The organism is Pseudoalteromonas sp. SWXJZ94C (genome assembly GCF_015864385.1).
Lineage (GTDB): Bacteria > Pseudomonadota > Gammaproteobacteria > Enterobacterales > Alteromonadaceae > Pseudoalteromonas.
In genome coordinates this window covers 1-15,487 of sequence record NZ_JADYXF010000067.1, presented here as the reverse complement: position 1 = coordinate 15,487, position 15,487 = coordinate 1, and the positions used below count along the sequence as shown (strand labels likewise).

13 protein-coding genes and 1 pseudogene are annotated in these 15,487 nt (G+C 37.9%); 7 read left to right on the top strand and 7 right to left on the bottom strand.

Annotated elements, in window-relative coordinates; all coding sequences use genetic code 11:
• Both I6F65_RS19715 and I6F65_RS19710 read right to left on the bottom strand, forming a co-directional pair.
• Positions 1-215: transposase domain-containing protein (locus I6F65_RS19715; RefSeq protein ID WP_197114538.1), on the bottom strand; the 215-nt coding region annotated here is incomplete at its 3' end.
• 130 nt (positions 216-345) lie between these two features.
• Positions 346-609 (bottom strand): accessory factor UbiK family protein, encoded by a 264-nt coding sequence (locus I6F65_RS19710; protein WP_166109471.1) that lies wholly within the window; start codon positions 607-609, stop codon positions 346-348.
• Between the two features lie 162 nt (positions 610-771).
• Here I6F65_RS19710 and rep point away from each other — a divergent pair, with 162 nt between their 5' ends.
• Complete coding sequence (gene rep / locus I6F65_RS19705; protein ID WP_166109469.1) at positions 772-2,790, top strand: DNA helicase Rep; 2,019 nt, start codon at positions 772-774, stop codon at positions 2,788-2,790.
• Positions 2,791-2,816: 26 nt separating this feature from the next.
• Here the strand turns inward: rep and I6F65_RS19700 are convergent, their stop codons facing one another.
• From I6F65_RS19700 to elbB, 3 genes are all read right to left on the bottom strand, one after another.
• On the bottom strand, positions 2,817-5,387 hold the full coding sequence (locus tag I6F65_RS19700; RefSeq protein ID WP_197114536.1) for a diguanylate cyclase: 2,571 nt from the start codon (positions 5,385-5,387) through the stop codon (positions 2,817-2,819).
• 163 nt (positions 5,388-5,550) lie between these two features.
• Positions 5,551-5,946: a cytochrome c5 family protein gene (locus I6F65_RS19695; protein ID WP_024611875.1), complete on the bottom strand. Its 396-nt coding sequence runs from the start codon at positions 5,944-5,946 to the stop codon at positions 5,551-5,553.
• 232 nt (positions 5,947-6,178) lie between these two features.
• A complete protein-coding gene (gene elbB / locus I6F65_RS19690; protein ID WP_024611874.1) occupies positions 6,179-6,826 on the bottom strand; it encodes an isoprenoid biosynthesis glyoxalase ElbB in 648 nt (215 codons plus the stop codon).
• 523 nt (positions 6,827-7,349) lie between these two features.
• Between elbB and polA the strand changes: the two genes are divergently transcribed.
• The 3 genes from polA (at position 7,350) to I6F65_RS19675 (ending at position 11,788) form a co-directional block, all read left to right on the top strand.
• Complete coding sequence (gene polA / locus I6F65_RS19685; protein ID WP_197114526.1) at positions 7,350-10,085, top strand: DNA polymerase I; 2,736 nt, start codon at positions 7,350-7,352, stop codon at positions 10,083-10,085.
• A 600-nt stretch (positions 10,086-10,685) separates the two neighbouring features.
• The gene (locus I6F65_RS19680) at positions 10,686-11,273 is read left to right on the top strand and encodes a YceI family protein (protein ID WP_197114524.1); all 588 of its coding nucleotides are present in this window, start codon (positions 10,686-10,688) and stop codon (positions 11,271-11,273) included.
• Positions 11,270-11,788: a DUF1285 domain-containing protein gene (locus I6F65_RS19675; RefSeq protein WP_197114521.1), complete on the top strand. Its 519-nt coding sequence runs from the start codon at positions 11,270-11,272 to the stop codon at positions 11,786-11,788. Before I6F65_RS19680 ends, I6F65_RS19675 begins: the two co-directional genes overlap by 4 nt.
• Positions 11,789-11,797: 9 nt before the next feature.
• On the opposite strand, the gene yihA is transcribed toward I6F65_RS19675, so the two are convergent.
• Positions 11,798-12,466, bottom strand: a complete 669-nt coding sequence (gene yihA / locus I6F65_RS19670; protein WP_008137691.1) for a ribosome biogenesis GTP-binding protein YihA/YsxC — start codon at positions 12,464-12,466, stop codon at positions 11,798-11,800.
• A 281-nt stretch (positions 12,467-12,747) separates the two neighbouring features.
• Between yihA and I6F65_RS19665 the strand changes: the two genes are divergently transcribed.
• The 3 genes from I6F65_RS19665 to I6F65_RS19655 all read left to right on the top strand — a co-directional run bounded on the left by I6F65_RS19665 (position 12,748) and on the right by I6F65_RS19655 (position 15,262).
• Positions 12,748-13,380, top strand: a complete 633-nt coding sequence (locus I6F65_RS19665) for a cytochrome c (RefSeq protein ID WP_024611870.1) — start codon at positions 12,748-12,750, stop codon at positions 13,378-13,380.
• A gap of 753 nt (positions 13,381-14,133) precedes the next feature.
• The gene (gene yihI, locus I6F65_RS19660; protein WP_166109455.1) at positions 14,134-14,733 is read left to right on the top strand and encodes a Der GTPase-activating protein YihI; all 600 of its coding nucleotides are present in this window, start codon (positions 14,134-14,136) and stop codon (positions 14,731-14,733) included.
• A 13-nt stretch (positions 14,734-14,746) separates the two neighbouring features.
• A complete protein-coding gene (locus tag I6F65_RS19655) occupies positions 14,747-15,262 on the top strand; it encodes a DUF2489 domain-containing protein (protein WP_166109453.1) in 516 nt (171 codons plus the stop codon).
• 114 nt (positions 15,263-15,376) lie between these two features.
• Here the strand turns inward: I6F65_RS19655 and I6F65_RS19650 are convergent.
• A pseudogene (locus tag I6F65_RS19650) lies at positions 15,377-15,487 on the bottom strand (IS5/IS1182 family transposase); the annotation flags it as partial.

Sequence of the window (15,487 nt, the reverse complement as noted above, 5' to 3'; positions counted from 1 at the left end):
ATACTCCACAGTGGGTCTTCACGATAAAACGACATACAAATGACTGTCCAAACGGCCATCTCAACAGGAAGCCTTCTTTTTCTTATCGTCGCGACACCAGCTGTTTCTGCGCATTGTTTGATAAACTCAGGGCATAAAAAATCACTCAGCTGACTTAAGCCTTCTGAATTGGGTGCGTAGCTATTGGCTAGAGAAAGTGCGGTAGTGAGTTGCAAAATAAAAGGCTCCTGAATAAATTCAGAAGCCTTTATAAACTAACCAGAAGATCGGTCAATGGATTGTTAAATATTTCTTAACTGATCGGCATTAAGCCTAAGCTGCCTTTTTATTTAATATATTAACGCATTATTCGGTGTCAGTTTTATCTGTAAGTTGTTGCTCAAGTAATGCAACTTTAGCTTCAAGTTCAGTTAACTTTTCGCGAGTACGAATAAGTACTTGGCTTTGCACATCAAATTCTTCACGGCTCACAAAATCCATTTCAGCAAGCTTGTTTTGTAAAACTTGCTTTGTTTTACCTTCAAGCGTGTCTGCTAGGTTTTTTACACCTTGTGGCATATTGCTAGTAATTTGCTTAGCAATTTCTTCAAGTTTTGCTGGATTGATCATATTTGTCCCTTCGATGCTGCCTAAAATGATAATAACTAATATTACCTTATACCCACGGTTTTTAACACATGATCATCTTTGCCTTAATTAATTAAGGCAATTGCTATGCTCGCTGTAATGGTTACGTTAAAATTGCGCGTCTTTTAAATTTCTTTGGTCATTATGAAACTCAATCCTAAACAAGATGAAGCGGTAAAATATATTAGTGGTCCATGCTTAGTACTCGCAGGCGCAGGCTCTGGTAAAACTCGTGTTATTACTAATAAAATCGCTTATTTGGTAAAAAAATGTGAGTACAAAGCACGAAATATTGCGGCGGTTACTTTTACTAATAAAGCAGCTAAAGAAATGCGTGAGCGTGTACTACAAACACTTGGTAAACAAGACGCTAAAGGGTTATGGGTATCAACGTTTCATACGCTAGGTTTAGAAATAATAAAAAAAGAGCTAAGCACACTGGGCTTTAAACCTGGTTTCTCGTTATTTGATGACCAAGATACCAACCAATTGCTTGGCGACTTGACCGAAGACGAACTCAAAAAAGACAAAGACTTACTTAAGCTATTAAAAATGGAAATTGGTAGCTGGAAAAATGAATTAATCCTACCTGAGCAAGCAGTACGCGAAGCTCGCGAGCCACAAAAAGCATTATTCGCGCAGTTATATGCGCGTTACCAAAATCAATTACGTGCATATAACGCACTGGATTTTGATGATTTAATTATGATCCCGACTTTGCTACTTACTAATAACGCCACTTCGCGTGAGCGATGGCAGCAACGCTTTAAATATTTGCTGGTGGATGAGTACCAAGATACGAATACTAGCCAATATCAACTTGTTAAATTACTAGTAGGTGAACGTGCTCGCTTTACTGTGGTAGGTGATGACGACCAATCAATTTACTCATGGCGTGGTGCACGCCCGCAAAACTTAGTTTTATTAGGTAAAGACTTTCCTGGGTTACGGTTAATTAAACTTGAGCAAAACTATCGAAGCGCAGGGCGAATACTAAAAGCCGCTAATATTTTGATAGCAAATAACCCTCACGACATTGAGAAAAAATTATTCAGTGAACTTGGTTATGGTGAGCCAATTAAAGTAATAGGCTGTCGTGATGAAGAGCATGAATCTGAACGTGTAGTTGCCGAAATTATTTCGCACAAGTTTATGAAGCGTACTAGTTATAAAGATTACGCGATTTTATATCGAGGTAATCATCAGGCGCGCGGTTTCGAAAAATCATTAATGAGTAACCGTGTACCGTATAAAATTAGCGGTGGAATGTCATTTTTCTCGCGTTCAGAAATTAAAGATATTATGGCGTATTTACGCCTGTTAGTTAATCAAGATGATGACAATGCATTTTTACGTATTGTAAATACGCCACGTCGCGAAATAGGCACGGTTACACTTGAAAAGCTCGGCACGCTAGCGAACGAAAAGCACATGAGCTTATTTGCCACCTGCTTTGATAACGATTTAGGTTATAGATTAAAAGGGCGTGGTTTTAACGCACTAGCCGGGTTTGCACGTTGGGTTGTTGAATTATCAGATAATGCTGTACGTAGTGACACACTTGAAGCCGTTAAAGACTTGGTGAGAAATATTAACTACGAAGCGTATTTGTACGAGTCATCGCCTAGTGCCAAAGCTGCTGAAATGCGTATGAAAAATGTATCTGAACTATATCGTTGGATAACCGATATGTTGACGGGTGATGCCGATAACGAGCCAATGACACTAGCAGAGGTAGTAAGTAAGCTAACCCTTCGCGATATGCTTGAGCGTAATGAAGAAGAAGACGAAACCGATGCGGTGCATTTATCAACACTTCATGCTTCAAAAGGCTTAGAGTATCCATACGTATTTATGGTGGGTATGGAAGAGGGGCTGCTTCCGCATCAGGTAAGTATTGATGAAGATAACGTTGATGAAGAGCGTCGACTTGCTTATGTTGGAATTACACGTGCTCAGCAGGAGTTAACGCTCACTTATGCTAAAATTCGTCGCCAATTTGGTGAAACTTCACAAACCGAACTAAGCCGGTTTGTACAAGAGTTGCCACAAGATGACCTTGCGTTTGAAAATAGAAAAGCCCCTAATACGCAAGCCGAACGAATGGAAAAAGGCCAAGCGCGAGTAGCTAACTTACGCGCCATGTTCAAAAAGCCTGAGTAGTGCTAGCGTGGGCTAAGGGGCTGTTGCTAGCTTTGTAGTGACTGAGTTTTTTGTATAACAGATTGCTCAGTACTTTGAAGTGAGTGTTGTTTACCAACAAAAAAGTTCAAGCCGTGTTTATCTAATAAAGCCCTGAAGTTTAATATTGATGGGCCTTTAGCGATTACTTTTATTGATTTAAGCTTTGTAATTGCTAATACACCTTGGAGCTGATAATCGTAGCTTTCTTGTTGTAAAACGCGTTTACTAAAGGTTGAGCTTAGTAGCAAATAGTCAAAGTTAACATCGGTCAATAAGTTAAGCTCGCATCTATCTTTAGCAAAGTTATTGAGTCCGATAGAGTAACCAAGCTGTGGTAATTTTTTAATATTTTTGATTTGTGTTGCACATGCATGGCGAATTTCTTGTTCATCAAATAATAAGCACAGTTGGCTTTGGCCTTGTTGTTTGCTGAGCACTTCGGTAAACAAAGTAAATTCATGCAGCCCTAACAATAAGCTTGAGCAAGGTACTAATGCCATCGCTATATTTGCGTTAACTGCTTTAGCATAGGCACGTTGTAATAGCTGTAGTTCTACTTGTATGTGCTGTTCTTTATCAGCTGCAAACTTTTTTAAAATATCAAAACTAGTAAAACCAAGTATTGGGTGTTCACCAAATGCTTCAAATAACGACTCAGATTGATGTTGCTCGTTGAGCGTAATAATTTCTGAGCCTCTAAAGCTCATAGGCAGTACATCTAAATGATGTAATGTTTGCAGCTCTTGTTCTGGTATTGATTGAGTTAGTAAGGGATGAAATAACTCATAACGATTTTTGCCAGAATTTTTGGCGTAATACATAGCAGCATCAGCATCACGAATAATTTCGTCTGTGTGTGTGTAATCTAATTTTGAGTAGGTTATGCCAATACTAGCACCACTTTGTAAAGAAGCGCCTTTTAAACAAAATGGCATTTTCATTAAATCAATAATGCGATTTGCAACATCTTCTGCTTGTTGTGGCTCAGTTAAATGCGTTAATAAAATAACAAACTCATCGCCGCCTAAACGCGCGAGTAAATCATGTTCGCGTATACACTGCGAAAATAACTCGCCAACATTAATTAAAAATTGATCCCCAGCATGATGACCCAATTGATCATTTATATCTTTAAACTTATCCAAATCAATAAATAACACTGCAAAGTGGTGATTAGGGAAGCGCTGATAATGCTGTAGGGTTTTTTCAAGCTGAGTCAAAAATAGGCTACGATTAGGTAAACTAGTTAGCGAGTCGTGATGTGCATCATGATATAGCTGTTGTTCTATTTTTTTACGCTCATCTATTTGCATTTGTAAGTGAAGATTAGTTTGGCGTAACTCTTTGGTTTTTTCACTTACTCTAAATTCGAGTTCTTGATGACTTTTAGCGATAGCTTGATTGGCGAGTTTTGTTTGTAAAACCGCTGCAATTTGATGCGATACAAAGGTGATTAGCTCGCAATCATCTTGGCTAAATATATGCTTGTTGTCGTAAGCTTGGCAAACAATAAGACCAATAACACCTTGCGCGGTTTTAAGAGGAGCACCTAACCAGCTTGTCGCCATTTGCTCTTTTGGTACAGGGGCTGAGCGTTGTACTACACCGCTTGTTGTTAGTTCTTTGGCTCTGCTGGGATGAATTAACTGTGTTTCTTCAGTGCTTATTACCAGCTCACTATAGCCTTTAGCAAAGCGTCTTGGTTGTGTATTTTCTTTAAATTCGTCTACGCAATAAGGAAAATTTATCCAGCCAGTCTCTTTATCATAAAGTGCAATATATAAGTTTTCTGCGTAAGTAATTGTTTTTATTATTTCATGTATTTTAAAGTAAGCGTCATCTAGGTTTTTAGCTTGTGTTGCTATTTCAGATATTTTAAATAGAATTTGTTGGCGTTGAAGCGCACGTTTGCGCTGTTCTATTTCAAGGTTTAATGCATCGTTACTCTGAGTGAGTGCACGGGTACGAATTTTCACTTCTGATTCAAGGAGCTCACGTTTTTTTACACGCTCTATTGCCGTTGCTAAATAAAGCGACATAAACTCAAGTAATTGTATTTGTTGAGCGCTATAACCTTGTTTTGTATCGTAACTTTGGGCTGCTAGTACACCAATAATATTATGTTCTTGGTAAACGGGTACGCCTACCCAATGCTCTGCTGGAGTACCTAATGCTTTAAATAAACCTTCTGCAGCTGCATCTTGCATTTGCTGCTTAGTAAAGCATGTAGTTTTACCTTGTTTAAATACATAGCCAGTTGCGCCTTCATCAAAACTATTTGATTGATTAAGAGCAACAGCAATACCGTCTTTTTCATCTGAAAAGTAAGATAGCTCTAACGATTGGCTGTGCTGATTTAATAGCACCACATAAAAACTTTTACTTGGTACGTATTTTTGTAAAATGTCGTGGATAGCGGGATAAAGTAGGGTTAGCTCGGCAACAGTACTTGCTTGCTCTGATAATTGTATCAGCGCATTTTGTAAGTGATGTGATTGTTTGTATTTATTGAGTAGCGTTTTAAGACGTTTATTTTGATACGCCAATTTACTCGATACTAAGAGTTTATCTTCCAATGATTTAACCGGCTATTATTATTGTATAGTTATTAGCCTTATACTTTCACTTTTAATGCTTATCGTCAAGTTGATATTCCCACTATCATACTGGCTAGAAACACTATTTTAGGTATTAAAAAAGGCTTACCGTAGTAAACCTTTTTTGTATATTAAGTTGTGCCTATTTAGATGACATAAAGTCGATAGCAGCGCTTATCTCATCGTCAGAACAATCCATACATGTACCTTTTGGAGGCATAGCATTAAAGCCATTTAGTGCATGCTCAAGTAAAGTATCTTTACCTTTAGCAATACGTGGAGCCCAATCATCAGCTGATTTAGGCGCGCCTAATGCACCAGTACCGTGACATGCAAAACAAGCACCTTGATACACTTGCTCACCAGTACGTGGACCTGTAGGAGCTGCTGCAACGGCAGCTTTGTCGCCTTCAAGGTATACAGCACCAACTGGCGCGAGGCGTTTTTTAATTGCATCTTCAGTCATAGAGTTATCATATGGCTGTGCGTATGCTGTGGTTGCTAGCACTAGTAATGCTGCAGCTGTTAATTTTTTCATTTTGCCTTGCTCACTTCGATTTGAACGTGATCAATCACGATATAGATGACGGAAATTAAACCGATTATAACTCTCTGGCGCAATTTATAAAATGCTAAGAGGCGTTTTTATTAATAAAACTGACTACTTTTTGCGTTAACGCAATAAAATTTAATAATTTACTGTTTTTTGTTAAGTAAATTAATAAGCGTAATCAGTTATATAATTAACTTTGACCGTCTTAAGATCAAAATCAGTTTATTGTTAGTACGCTACTAACTAACTTTGCGATCCCCGCATCAGCATCAAGAATAGACTCTGCCAACATATAAGCAGGGGTGGTAATTAACTTATTTTGTTCATCGATAACGACATCATCCACCGCACAGTTAATATGTTTAGCACCTAATGTGCTTAGTGCTTGAGCTGTATCATCATCGTTACCAATAGTAAGTATGGCGTTATCGTAAATGAATGGGATCAAAGCGGGTGCAATACACATGTAACCAGCAGGTTTATTTGCTTTAGCAAATGCTTTACAGGCATTAAGTACGTCTTCATTAATATTTGCTTGTGCGCCTTTAATTGCAAAGTCACATAAGTTTTTTGCGGCCCCAAAACCTCCTGGTACAATTAAAGCATCAAACTGAGTTACGTCTAATTCAATCAAAGATTTTATGTCACCTCGAGCAATACGAGCGGCCTCGGTTAATACATTTCGTTTATCAGGCATTACTTCACCTGTTATATGGTTAATGGTATGAAGTTGCTCAATATCAGGTGCAAAACACTGATAAGTTGCACCATTTTTAGCTATGTGCAATAAAGTTAAAATTGCTTCATTAATTTCACTACCATCATAAACACCACACCCTGCTAATATTACAGCTACGTTTTTCATGCTTTTGTGCCTCTAAAGTCTTTTTTATAAGTCTATCGGATGAAGTCTAACATGCTCAAAATTTCTCGCGAAAATAAATTTTTAGTACAAAAATCATTCTCTATGCAAGCTGTTTTGCGGTTTATGCCATTTGCGATCACTTTGTCTTTAAAAAATTATAAAGGATCGCTATGATCTTCGATCCATTGTGCTAGAATACTCCTCCGGTTATTCAAATGGACGCGAATAATCAAAGTGACTAACAACGGATGTAACCGTTAGAAAACCTTTTTCCACATTGGTTTAAAATAATAAAAAAAGAACCTCGTATTATCTTTTTTAAACAAAAACAAGTAGTTAAAGTCTTTTCTAAGCATTTTATAATGCTTTGGAAGAATAGCTCGTGGCTGTTATCTACACACTTATCCACAGCTTGCTCTAGTTTTAATAACACGATAAACAGTAATTCACTGTCGTTTTATTTACTACCTTATGGCATGCTTATAATTACCTTAATTTTTTGCATTTAGGATCCAAATTCACCATGGCTCAGATCCCCGAAAACCCACTCATTTTAGTTGATGGCTCGTCATATTTATTTCGTGCTTATCATTCTCCGCCGCATTTAACTAATTCAAAGGGTGAGGCTACCGGCGCTATTTACGGTGTGATCAATATGCTTAAAAGCTTGATCAGACAATATGATCCCTCACACATGGTGGTTATATTTGATGCTAAAGGTAAAACTTTTCGTAACGATATGTATAGCGAATATAAAGCGAATCGTCCGCCAATGCCGGATGACTTACGCACACAAATAGCACCGATACACAGTATTATTAAAGCGATGGGCTTTCCGCTAATTAGTATTGAAGGCGTTGAAGCTGATGATGTTATTGGTACATTTGCACGTATAGCATCAGAGCAAAAACGACATGTCTTAGTCTCTACTGGAGACAAAGATATGGCACAGCTTGTTAATGAGCACGTTACGCTTATAAACACGATGACCGACAGTATTTCAGATCCCCTTACTGTGGTTGAAAAGTTTGGCGTAGGCCCAGAGCTAATTATCGATTACTTAGCATTAATGGGTGATAAGGTTGATAACATTCCAGGTGTTGAGGGCTGTGGACCTAAAACGGCAGTTAAGTGGTTAGAAAAATATGGCTCTCTTCAAGGTGTTATGGATCACGCGAGTGAGATCAAAGGTAAAATAGGTGAAAAGTTAGCGATTGCACTCGATCACCTGCCTCTAAGCTACGAACTTGCAACAATTAAGTGTGATGTTGAAGTTGAATCTGATCTTGATACATTCAAACTACAAGATCCTAATAAAGACGAATTAATCGCATTATATGGTGAGTGCGAATTTCGTCGTTGGTTAGCTGAGCTACTTGATAACCCTAAAGATGCAGAAACACATTTAGCTGTGCCTACAGAAGCAACTGAATTACCAAAAGTAGAAGATGCTCATTACGAAACTATTTTAACCGAAGCTCAGTTTGATACGCTAATAGAGCAGTTAAATAGTGCCGAGTTATTTGCATTTGATACTGAAACTACCAGCCTTGATTACATGAAAGCGCAATTAGTGGGTATGAGCTTTGCGGTAAAAACGGGTGAAGCTGCGTATTTACCTGTAGCGCATGACTATCCAGGTGCGCCTGACCAATTAAGCCTTGAATTTGTAATGCAAAAGCTGGGTCCAATTTTGGCTGATCCAAACAGAGCTAAAGTAGGACAAAATCTTAAATACGATAAAAGCGTATTGGCTAATGCAGGTTTTGCGCTAAACGGTATTAAGTTTGACACCATGCTTGAGTCGTATGTATTTAATAGTGTTGGCACGCGTCACGATATGGACTCACTAGCACTTAAATACTTAGGTCATAAAAATATTAGTTTTGAAGATATTGCTGGCAAAGGTAAAAAGCAACTTACCTTTAACCAAATTGAACTTGAAAAAGCAGCGCCTTACGCAGCAGAAGATGCCGATATTACTTTGCGTTTACATGAAGTGCTTTGGCCAAAAATAGCAGCGGATGAAAAACTTAAATCGGTATTTGAAGATATAGAAATGCCACTTGTAAGTGTAATTTCTGATATTGAACGCACGGGTGTTGCAATAGATAGTAATATGCTTGCAGCGCATAGCCAACGTTTAGGTGAGCGTTTAATTGAGCTTGAAAAAGAAGCGTTTGAAATAGCAGGCGAACCATTTAACTTAAGCTCTCCAAAGCAACTACAAGTATTGTTGTTTGAAAAGCTTGAGCTGCCTATTATCAAAAAAACCCCAAAAGGCGCACCTTCTACTGCAGAAGAAGTACTGCAAGAGCTTGCTCATGATTATCCGCTCCCTAAAGTAATAATTGAGCATCGTGGTTTATCAAAGCTTAAATCAACTTATACCGATAAATTACCATTGATGGTGAATGAGAAAACACAGCGTGTGCATACGTCTTATCATCAGGCTGTTACAGCAACGGGACGTTTAAGCTCAACCGATCCTAATTTACAAAATATTCCTATTCGCTCAGAAGAAGGTCGCCGTATTCGTGAAGCATTTATAGCCGCAGATGGTTATAAAATTGTCGCTGCCGATTATAGCCAAATTGAGCTGCGTATTATGGCGCATCTTTCACAAGACAAAGGTCTATTAAATGCATTTGCTAATGGTTTAGATGTGCATAGTGCAACCGCAGCCGAAGTATTTGGTGTAGAGCTTGATGATGTAACTACCGATATGCGCCGTAAAGCTAAAGCCGTAAACTTTGGTTTAATTTACGGTATGTCGGCATTTGGTTTAGCACGTCAACTAGATGTGCCGCGCCATGAAGCACAGCATTACATAGATAAATACTTTGAGCGTTTTCCAGGTGTATTAGAGTACATGGAAACAACACGCGAAAAAGCAGCTGAAAATGGCTACGTTGAAACAATATTTGGTCGTCGCTTGCATTTACCAGAAATAAACGCACGTAATGGGGCGCGTAGAAAAGGAGCCGAACGTGCTGCTATTAATGCGCCAATGCAAGGTACTGCTGCTGATATTATTAAAAAGGCAATGCTGAGTGTTAACCGCTGGGTACACGAACAAGCGCCAAATACGATTAAGTTACTTATGCAAGTACACGATGAATTAGTATTTGAAATTAAAACAGACTGCGCGGCAGAATACACAAAACACATTTGTGATCTCATGTCGCAAGCCGCTGCGCTTGATGTGCCACTTATAGTTGAAGCCGATGAAGGCGACAACTGGGAACAAGCTCATTAATGCTATTTAAATATTTTAATTAAAGCGCCTTTAGGCGCTTTTTTTGTGTTTAATTAAAACAACAGACAGCGACTAATTTATTGGCTACATGGAAGCTTTAGTTAAGATAAGGTTAATTTAAGCAACTATTTGTATTAAATAGTTATATGTTCGTCAATTCGAGCTATTTTACAGGAATATGATTGTATTTTAATGCGTGCATTTGTTAAAGTCCCGCCTGTCCTATCCTGTAGGACATCCTGTTGATGATGCATCTGAAAGGGTGCAACAAATTGATAGCTTCTCCCCAGTTTGCTATATCGGCCTACCAACTTGTTTGGTGGGCCGTTTTTTGTTTTATGCCTCTAAATTTTTACTCATTATTTATTCAAAACTCAGATTATCCCTCAATAAAATTTAAGTTGATTATAACGGTACTTTAAAAGCTGTATTTTTAAGTTTAGTCGTAATGAAATACCGAATCCGATATTTTAGTATGGTTTGGGCAAACATCGGGTGATACCATCGGATGAAGGTCTGTTTATCTTTCTAGATTTTTAAATTAATCCTAAAAGGTCAACATACCCTGATCTTATTTATATTTATTTTAAGGAGTGCGTTATGTTTAAAGCGTTAGCTATTGCAGGTTTATCGTTATCAAGTTTAGTTATTTCTAATGTCGCTCAAGCTAACTGGCAGTTAGTAAATGATAAAAGTCAGTTAAGCTTTGTTTCTATAAAAAAAGATACCATTGCTGAAGCACACCATTTTACAAACCTTGAAGGTATGCTTTCTGATAAAGGCGAGTTTAGCGTTAATGTTGACTTAACATCAGCCGAGACTTTAATTCCTATTCGTAATGAGCGTTTAACAGCACTTTTGTTTGAAGCAGCTAAATTTCCAAACGCGATTTTAACTGCAAATTTAACTAAAGAGCTGAGTAATATTAAAAAGCCTGGCCAATATGTTCTAAAGGGCATTAAAGCTGAGCTTGATTTTCATGGTAATAAAAAACCATTGGCGATTGATGTACTCGTTAACAGCACGCAAAGTGGCGATTTAACGGTATCATCATTTACACCTATTATTATTAATAGTGCTGATTTTGGTGTTACGGAAGGCGTTAAGCAGCTGCAAAAATTAGCGGGTCTACCATCAATTGCAACAGCAGTACCTGTTTCGTTTGCATTAACACTTAAAAAACAGTGATTTCTTTAAGTGAGCTTAGCAAGCAATTAAGCGAGCCAAGCAAACCTTTTGATAGTTGGCAGCCTACACATTGTGGGGAACTGCCAATTGTCATTAATCATGAAGGTAAATGGTTTTACGATGGCAGCGAAATAACACGCTCAGCCATGGTGAAGCTGTTTGCTTCTGTTCTATGTAAAGAAGGTGAGCAATTTTATTTAAAAACACCTGTCGAAAAAATAACAATAACGGTTGATGACGCGCCGTTTATTATTGTTGATTGGCGTTTTGAAAATACAGCGCAAGGGCAGGTGTTGTGTTGTATCGATAATTTAGCTAGGCAGTGGCTGGTGAGTGCTCAGCAGCCTTTAGTTATAAAAGACTATAAAGGGTCAAAAGTACCTTATTTAAAGCTACCTTATGGCTGTAGTGCGCGTATTACGCGAAGTGTATTTTATCAGTGGGCTGAAAAAGCCGAGTCTGATAAGCTCGGCTATTTTATTAAATCTGCAGGAAAGCAGTTTTATTTATCCTAACACCAGAGCTTAGGCTTCTGGGTTAGTTTCGTCAGTTACTACTTCATCAGTAGGTGGTATAGCAATAACAGGACCTAAAAACCATTCATCTAGCTTTTTAGCTACTTCAGGTAAGCCCGTGCCTTTTAATGATGAAAACGCATGAACTGTAATATCCCCATCAAGCGTGCTTAATTCACGACGAACTTGCAATACTTGTGATTTACGAGGACCTTGCTTTAATTTGTCGGCTTTAGTTAATAGTGCTAATACTGGAATTTCACTACCAATAGCCCAATTAATTAAATCGCGGTCTAAATCTTTTAATGGGTGACGAATATCCATTAAAATTACAATACCTTTTAAGCTTTGACGCTTTTGTAGATATTCGCCTAACGACTTTTGCCATTTCTTTTTCATTTCGATTGGTACTTTAGCAAAACCATAGCCAGGTAAATCGATAAGGCGCATATCGTCAACATCAGCTAAATCGAATGTATTGATTAGTTGAGTACGTCCTGGCGTTTTACTTGTACGTGCTAGCTTTTGATCTGTTAATGCATTTAACGCACTCGACTTACCTGCATTGGAACGACCGGCAAACGCAACTTCAATTCCCGTATCAGCAGGTAATTTAGTAATGTCGGGAGCGCTTGTTACGAAAGACGCAGTATTATATTTGATACGAGATTTGAGCACAGGCTCTCCTAAAACTTAAAAAAATAACATTGAGTAAACCAAATTCACTCAGGGCGCGTATTTTATACTATAAAGGACGTATTAAAAAGCGTATTTAAACACCTAAAAACAGCACCTATGGTACATTTAAAACATACTAAAGCTTAATCTAAGTCAATACCCTGTAAATTATAAGCTTAATATGTGTAGAAAACGTGCCAGAGAATTTATTATCGTGTAGAATATATGTATTACAACATCACGATTGTAGATGATACAGGGTCGGAAACAGAGAATTCACCATGAAAAAAATAGCACTATCTTTAACAATATTGCTCGGTGCGTTGTCAGCAAGCAACGCAACAGCATTTGATGGCGATGTAAACGCAGGTAAAGAAAAATCAGCAACGTGTGCGGCTTGTCACGGCCCAGACGGTAATGCGCCGGTTAATATTTACCCTAAAATTGCAGGTCAACATCCAGATTATATTCTTAAACAACTTAAGGATTTGAAATTAGGCATGACCTCTGGCGGCAAAGAAGGTCGTATGGATCCGGTAATGAGCGCTATGGCTATGCCACTTAGCGAACAAGACATGAAAGATTTAGCTGCTTATTTTTCTTCAATGAACATGTCTGAAGGTGCTACACCTAAAGATGCTGTTGAAGTTGGCGAAATGCTATTTAAAGCAGGCGATGCTGACCGTGGAATTCCATCATGTGCTGCATGTCATGGTCCACGTGGTAATGGTTCGTCATTAGCTAAGTTTCCAAAAATTTCTTTTCAGCATCCAGGATATATCAAGTCTCAACTTGAGAAATTCCGTGATGGCACTCGTCATAATGACTTAAATGGCATGATGGGCGATATAGCGAAGAAATTAACTGATAAAGACATTGAAGTACTTTCTCAGTACTTAGGTGGTTTACACTAAAGTCTTATTTATTAATTTTTAATTAATAAATACAATGTAATGTGTACAAAAAAGCAGCTTAGGCTGCTTTTTTTGTGTCTAAAATTAGCGACATTACCTCTAACCTTGTAAGACATTGACCATGCTCTGTTGTAGGAAAAGTCTTATTTTAAATGTTTATTATTAATTAAGTTATTGTAATTAATATGAATTTTTGTTTACCTATATGTGTTTTGTAAGGAAAAACATATAAATTAGTTGTAACAAAGTTATTAACGAGTAAATTAACCCCTGTCGCAAAAAACAATAATAAAACGGAATTAGCTATAAGGAAAGTAGCGCGGCACGACTACATGGCACAAGTTTGGTGCTACTAAAGGAAATGTTAAAAAAGCGTCAGGAAGACCGAAAATAATAAAAAACTCATGGAAGTTTAATAATAAAAACAAAATGGAATGGTACAAGGAACGTAAAAATAATAACAATACGGACTGATAATAATAAAAATAATAAAGACTAAAAAAAGTCGAAGGGAGAAGTGTCCAGATAATGGCGCTCAGATTAGCAGGCGGTAGAGATGTTTTCTCTACCGCCTTTTTATTTGTCCTGTTACAATACCCACCGTTTAATAACTAGCAGTAAGCTAGTTTAGGCGCTATAACACAGAGAAGCCCAACCTCTGAAGTGCAAACTGAATTCTTCTGGCTATGCCAGCATTGCGATGCCCATTAATTTGCGCCTCGCTCAAAACCTCTTAAGTGAGACGATCAAGATATGAGTAGAACGAAAAAGTCACGCAAAAGCCCAGCAAATGGACCAGTACGTTTAAGCCAAGATAAGCTTAAAGAGATGCGTGCGTTAAAAGAGCAGCGAGTTAAAAAAACCAAAGGTGCTAAGCCTGGTTCTCGTAACGCACCAGATTTACTTGATAGCGAAAGCCAAAATTTACATTCTGGTTCTAGAGATAAGCGTATTGGTAGTAAAAAACCAGTGCCATTAATTGCGACTGCTGCTGAACCAAAAGTAGAAATGAAACGTAACTTAAAACCAACTATTGAACTTAAAAAAGTTGTGCAACCAGAGTTTACGCCAGAGCAAGAGCTTGAAGCGCTTGAAAATGATGTGCGTTTACTTAAGTTAGTGGAGCGCCATGAAGGCGGCGAACTACTAACAGGTAAAGATGCTAAGTACTTTAATAGTCGTATTGCTCGTCATCAAGTTTTATGTGAATTGTTAGGTCTTGAAGACGAAGATGAGCCAGAACTTGAAGATGACTTTAGTGATGAAGATAATTCAAATTCAAATTCAGACTTTGACCAATATTTATCAAACGATCTAGCTAATGAATGGCTAGATGATGATGAAGACAAGTAATTAAGGGTAATTAATGAGTACCGCGGTAATTTTAGCCTTACTTTTAGGCGCTGCTATAATAGTTGGTCTGGCATTTTATGCGGGTCAGTTGCTGTATAAGTTAAATGCGCAAAAAAAGTTAATTGCTAAAACGCAGGCTGAACAAAAGCAAAAGCTTGAGAAGTCGCGTTTAAAGCGAAATGCCAAACTAGCCGATAGTATTCATTTAATTGCGCGTGCAATGAATGAAGAGCAGTGTGAGTTTTCTGAAGGCTGTTTACGTGTTTGGGTACTTATGTCTCAATATGGCTTTGAGAGCGAGCGTGATTTAACAATACAGTACCCTGGCATCTATAAAATGTACCAGGTAGTTAAAGAAATGCCGACACATGATGCACGTAAAAAATACTCTAAAAAAGAGATTTTTAAGCTAGATACAGCTCGCTGGCGCGCCGAAGAAACACTTAAAGATGAAGTTAAAGCCGATTGCGCTAAAATTATCATCGAATTTAAAGCTGCCCCAGGCAGCGATAAAGTGGTTTTTAACTAGCTTTAATTTTTTCTAGTACTCAGAAAAAGCAGACCTTGGTCTGCTTTTTTTATGCGTAATGGTTTTATACTAACTGCATTAAATTAGGGGCTGTTGATCTTTGTAGTATATATATTAATCAGCCCACATTGGTAGCCACATCATAGTAAATGCTAAAGCGAGCATGGAATGATAATTCCGTTCAAGCTTTTCATACCTTGTAGCTATCCCTCTATATTGTTTGAT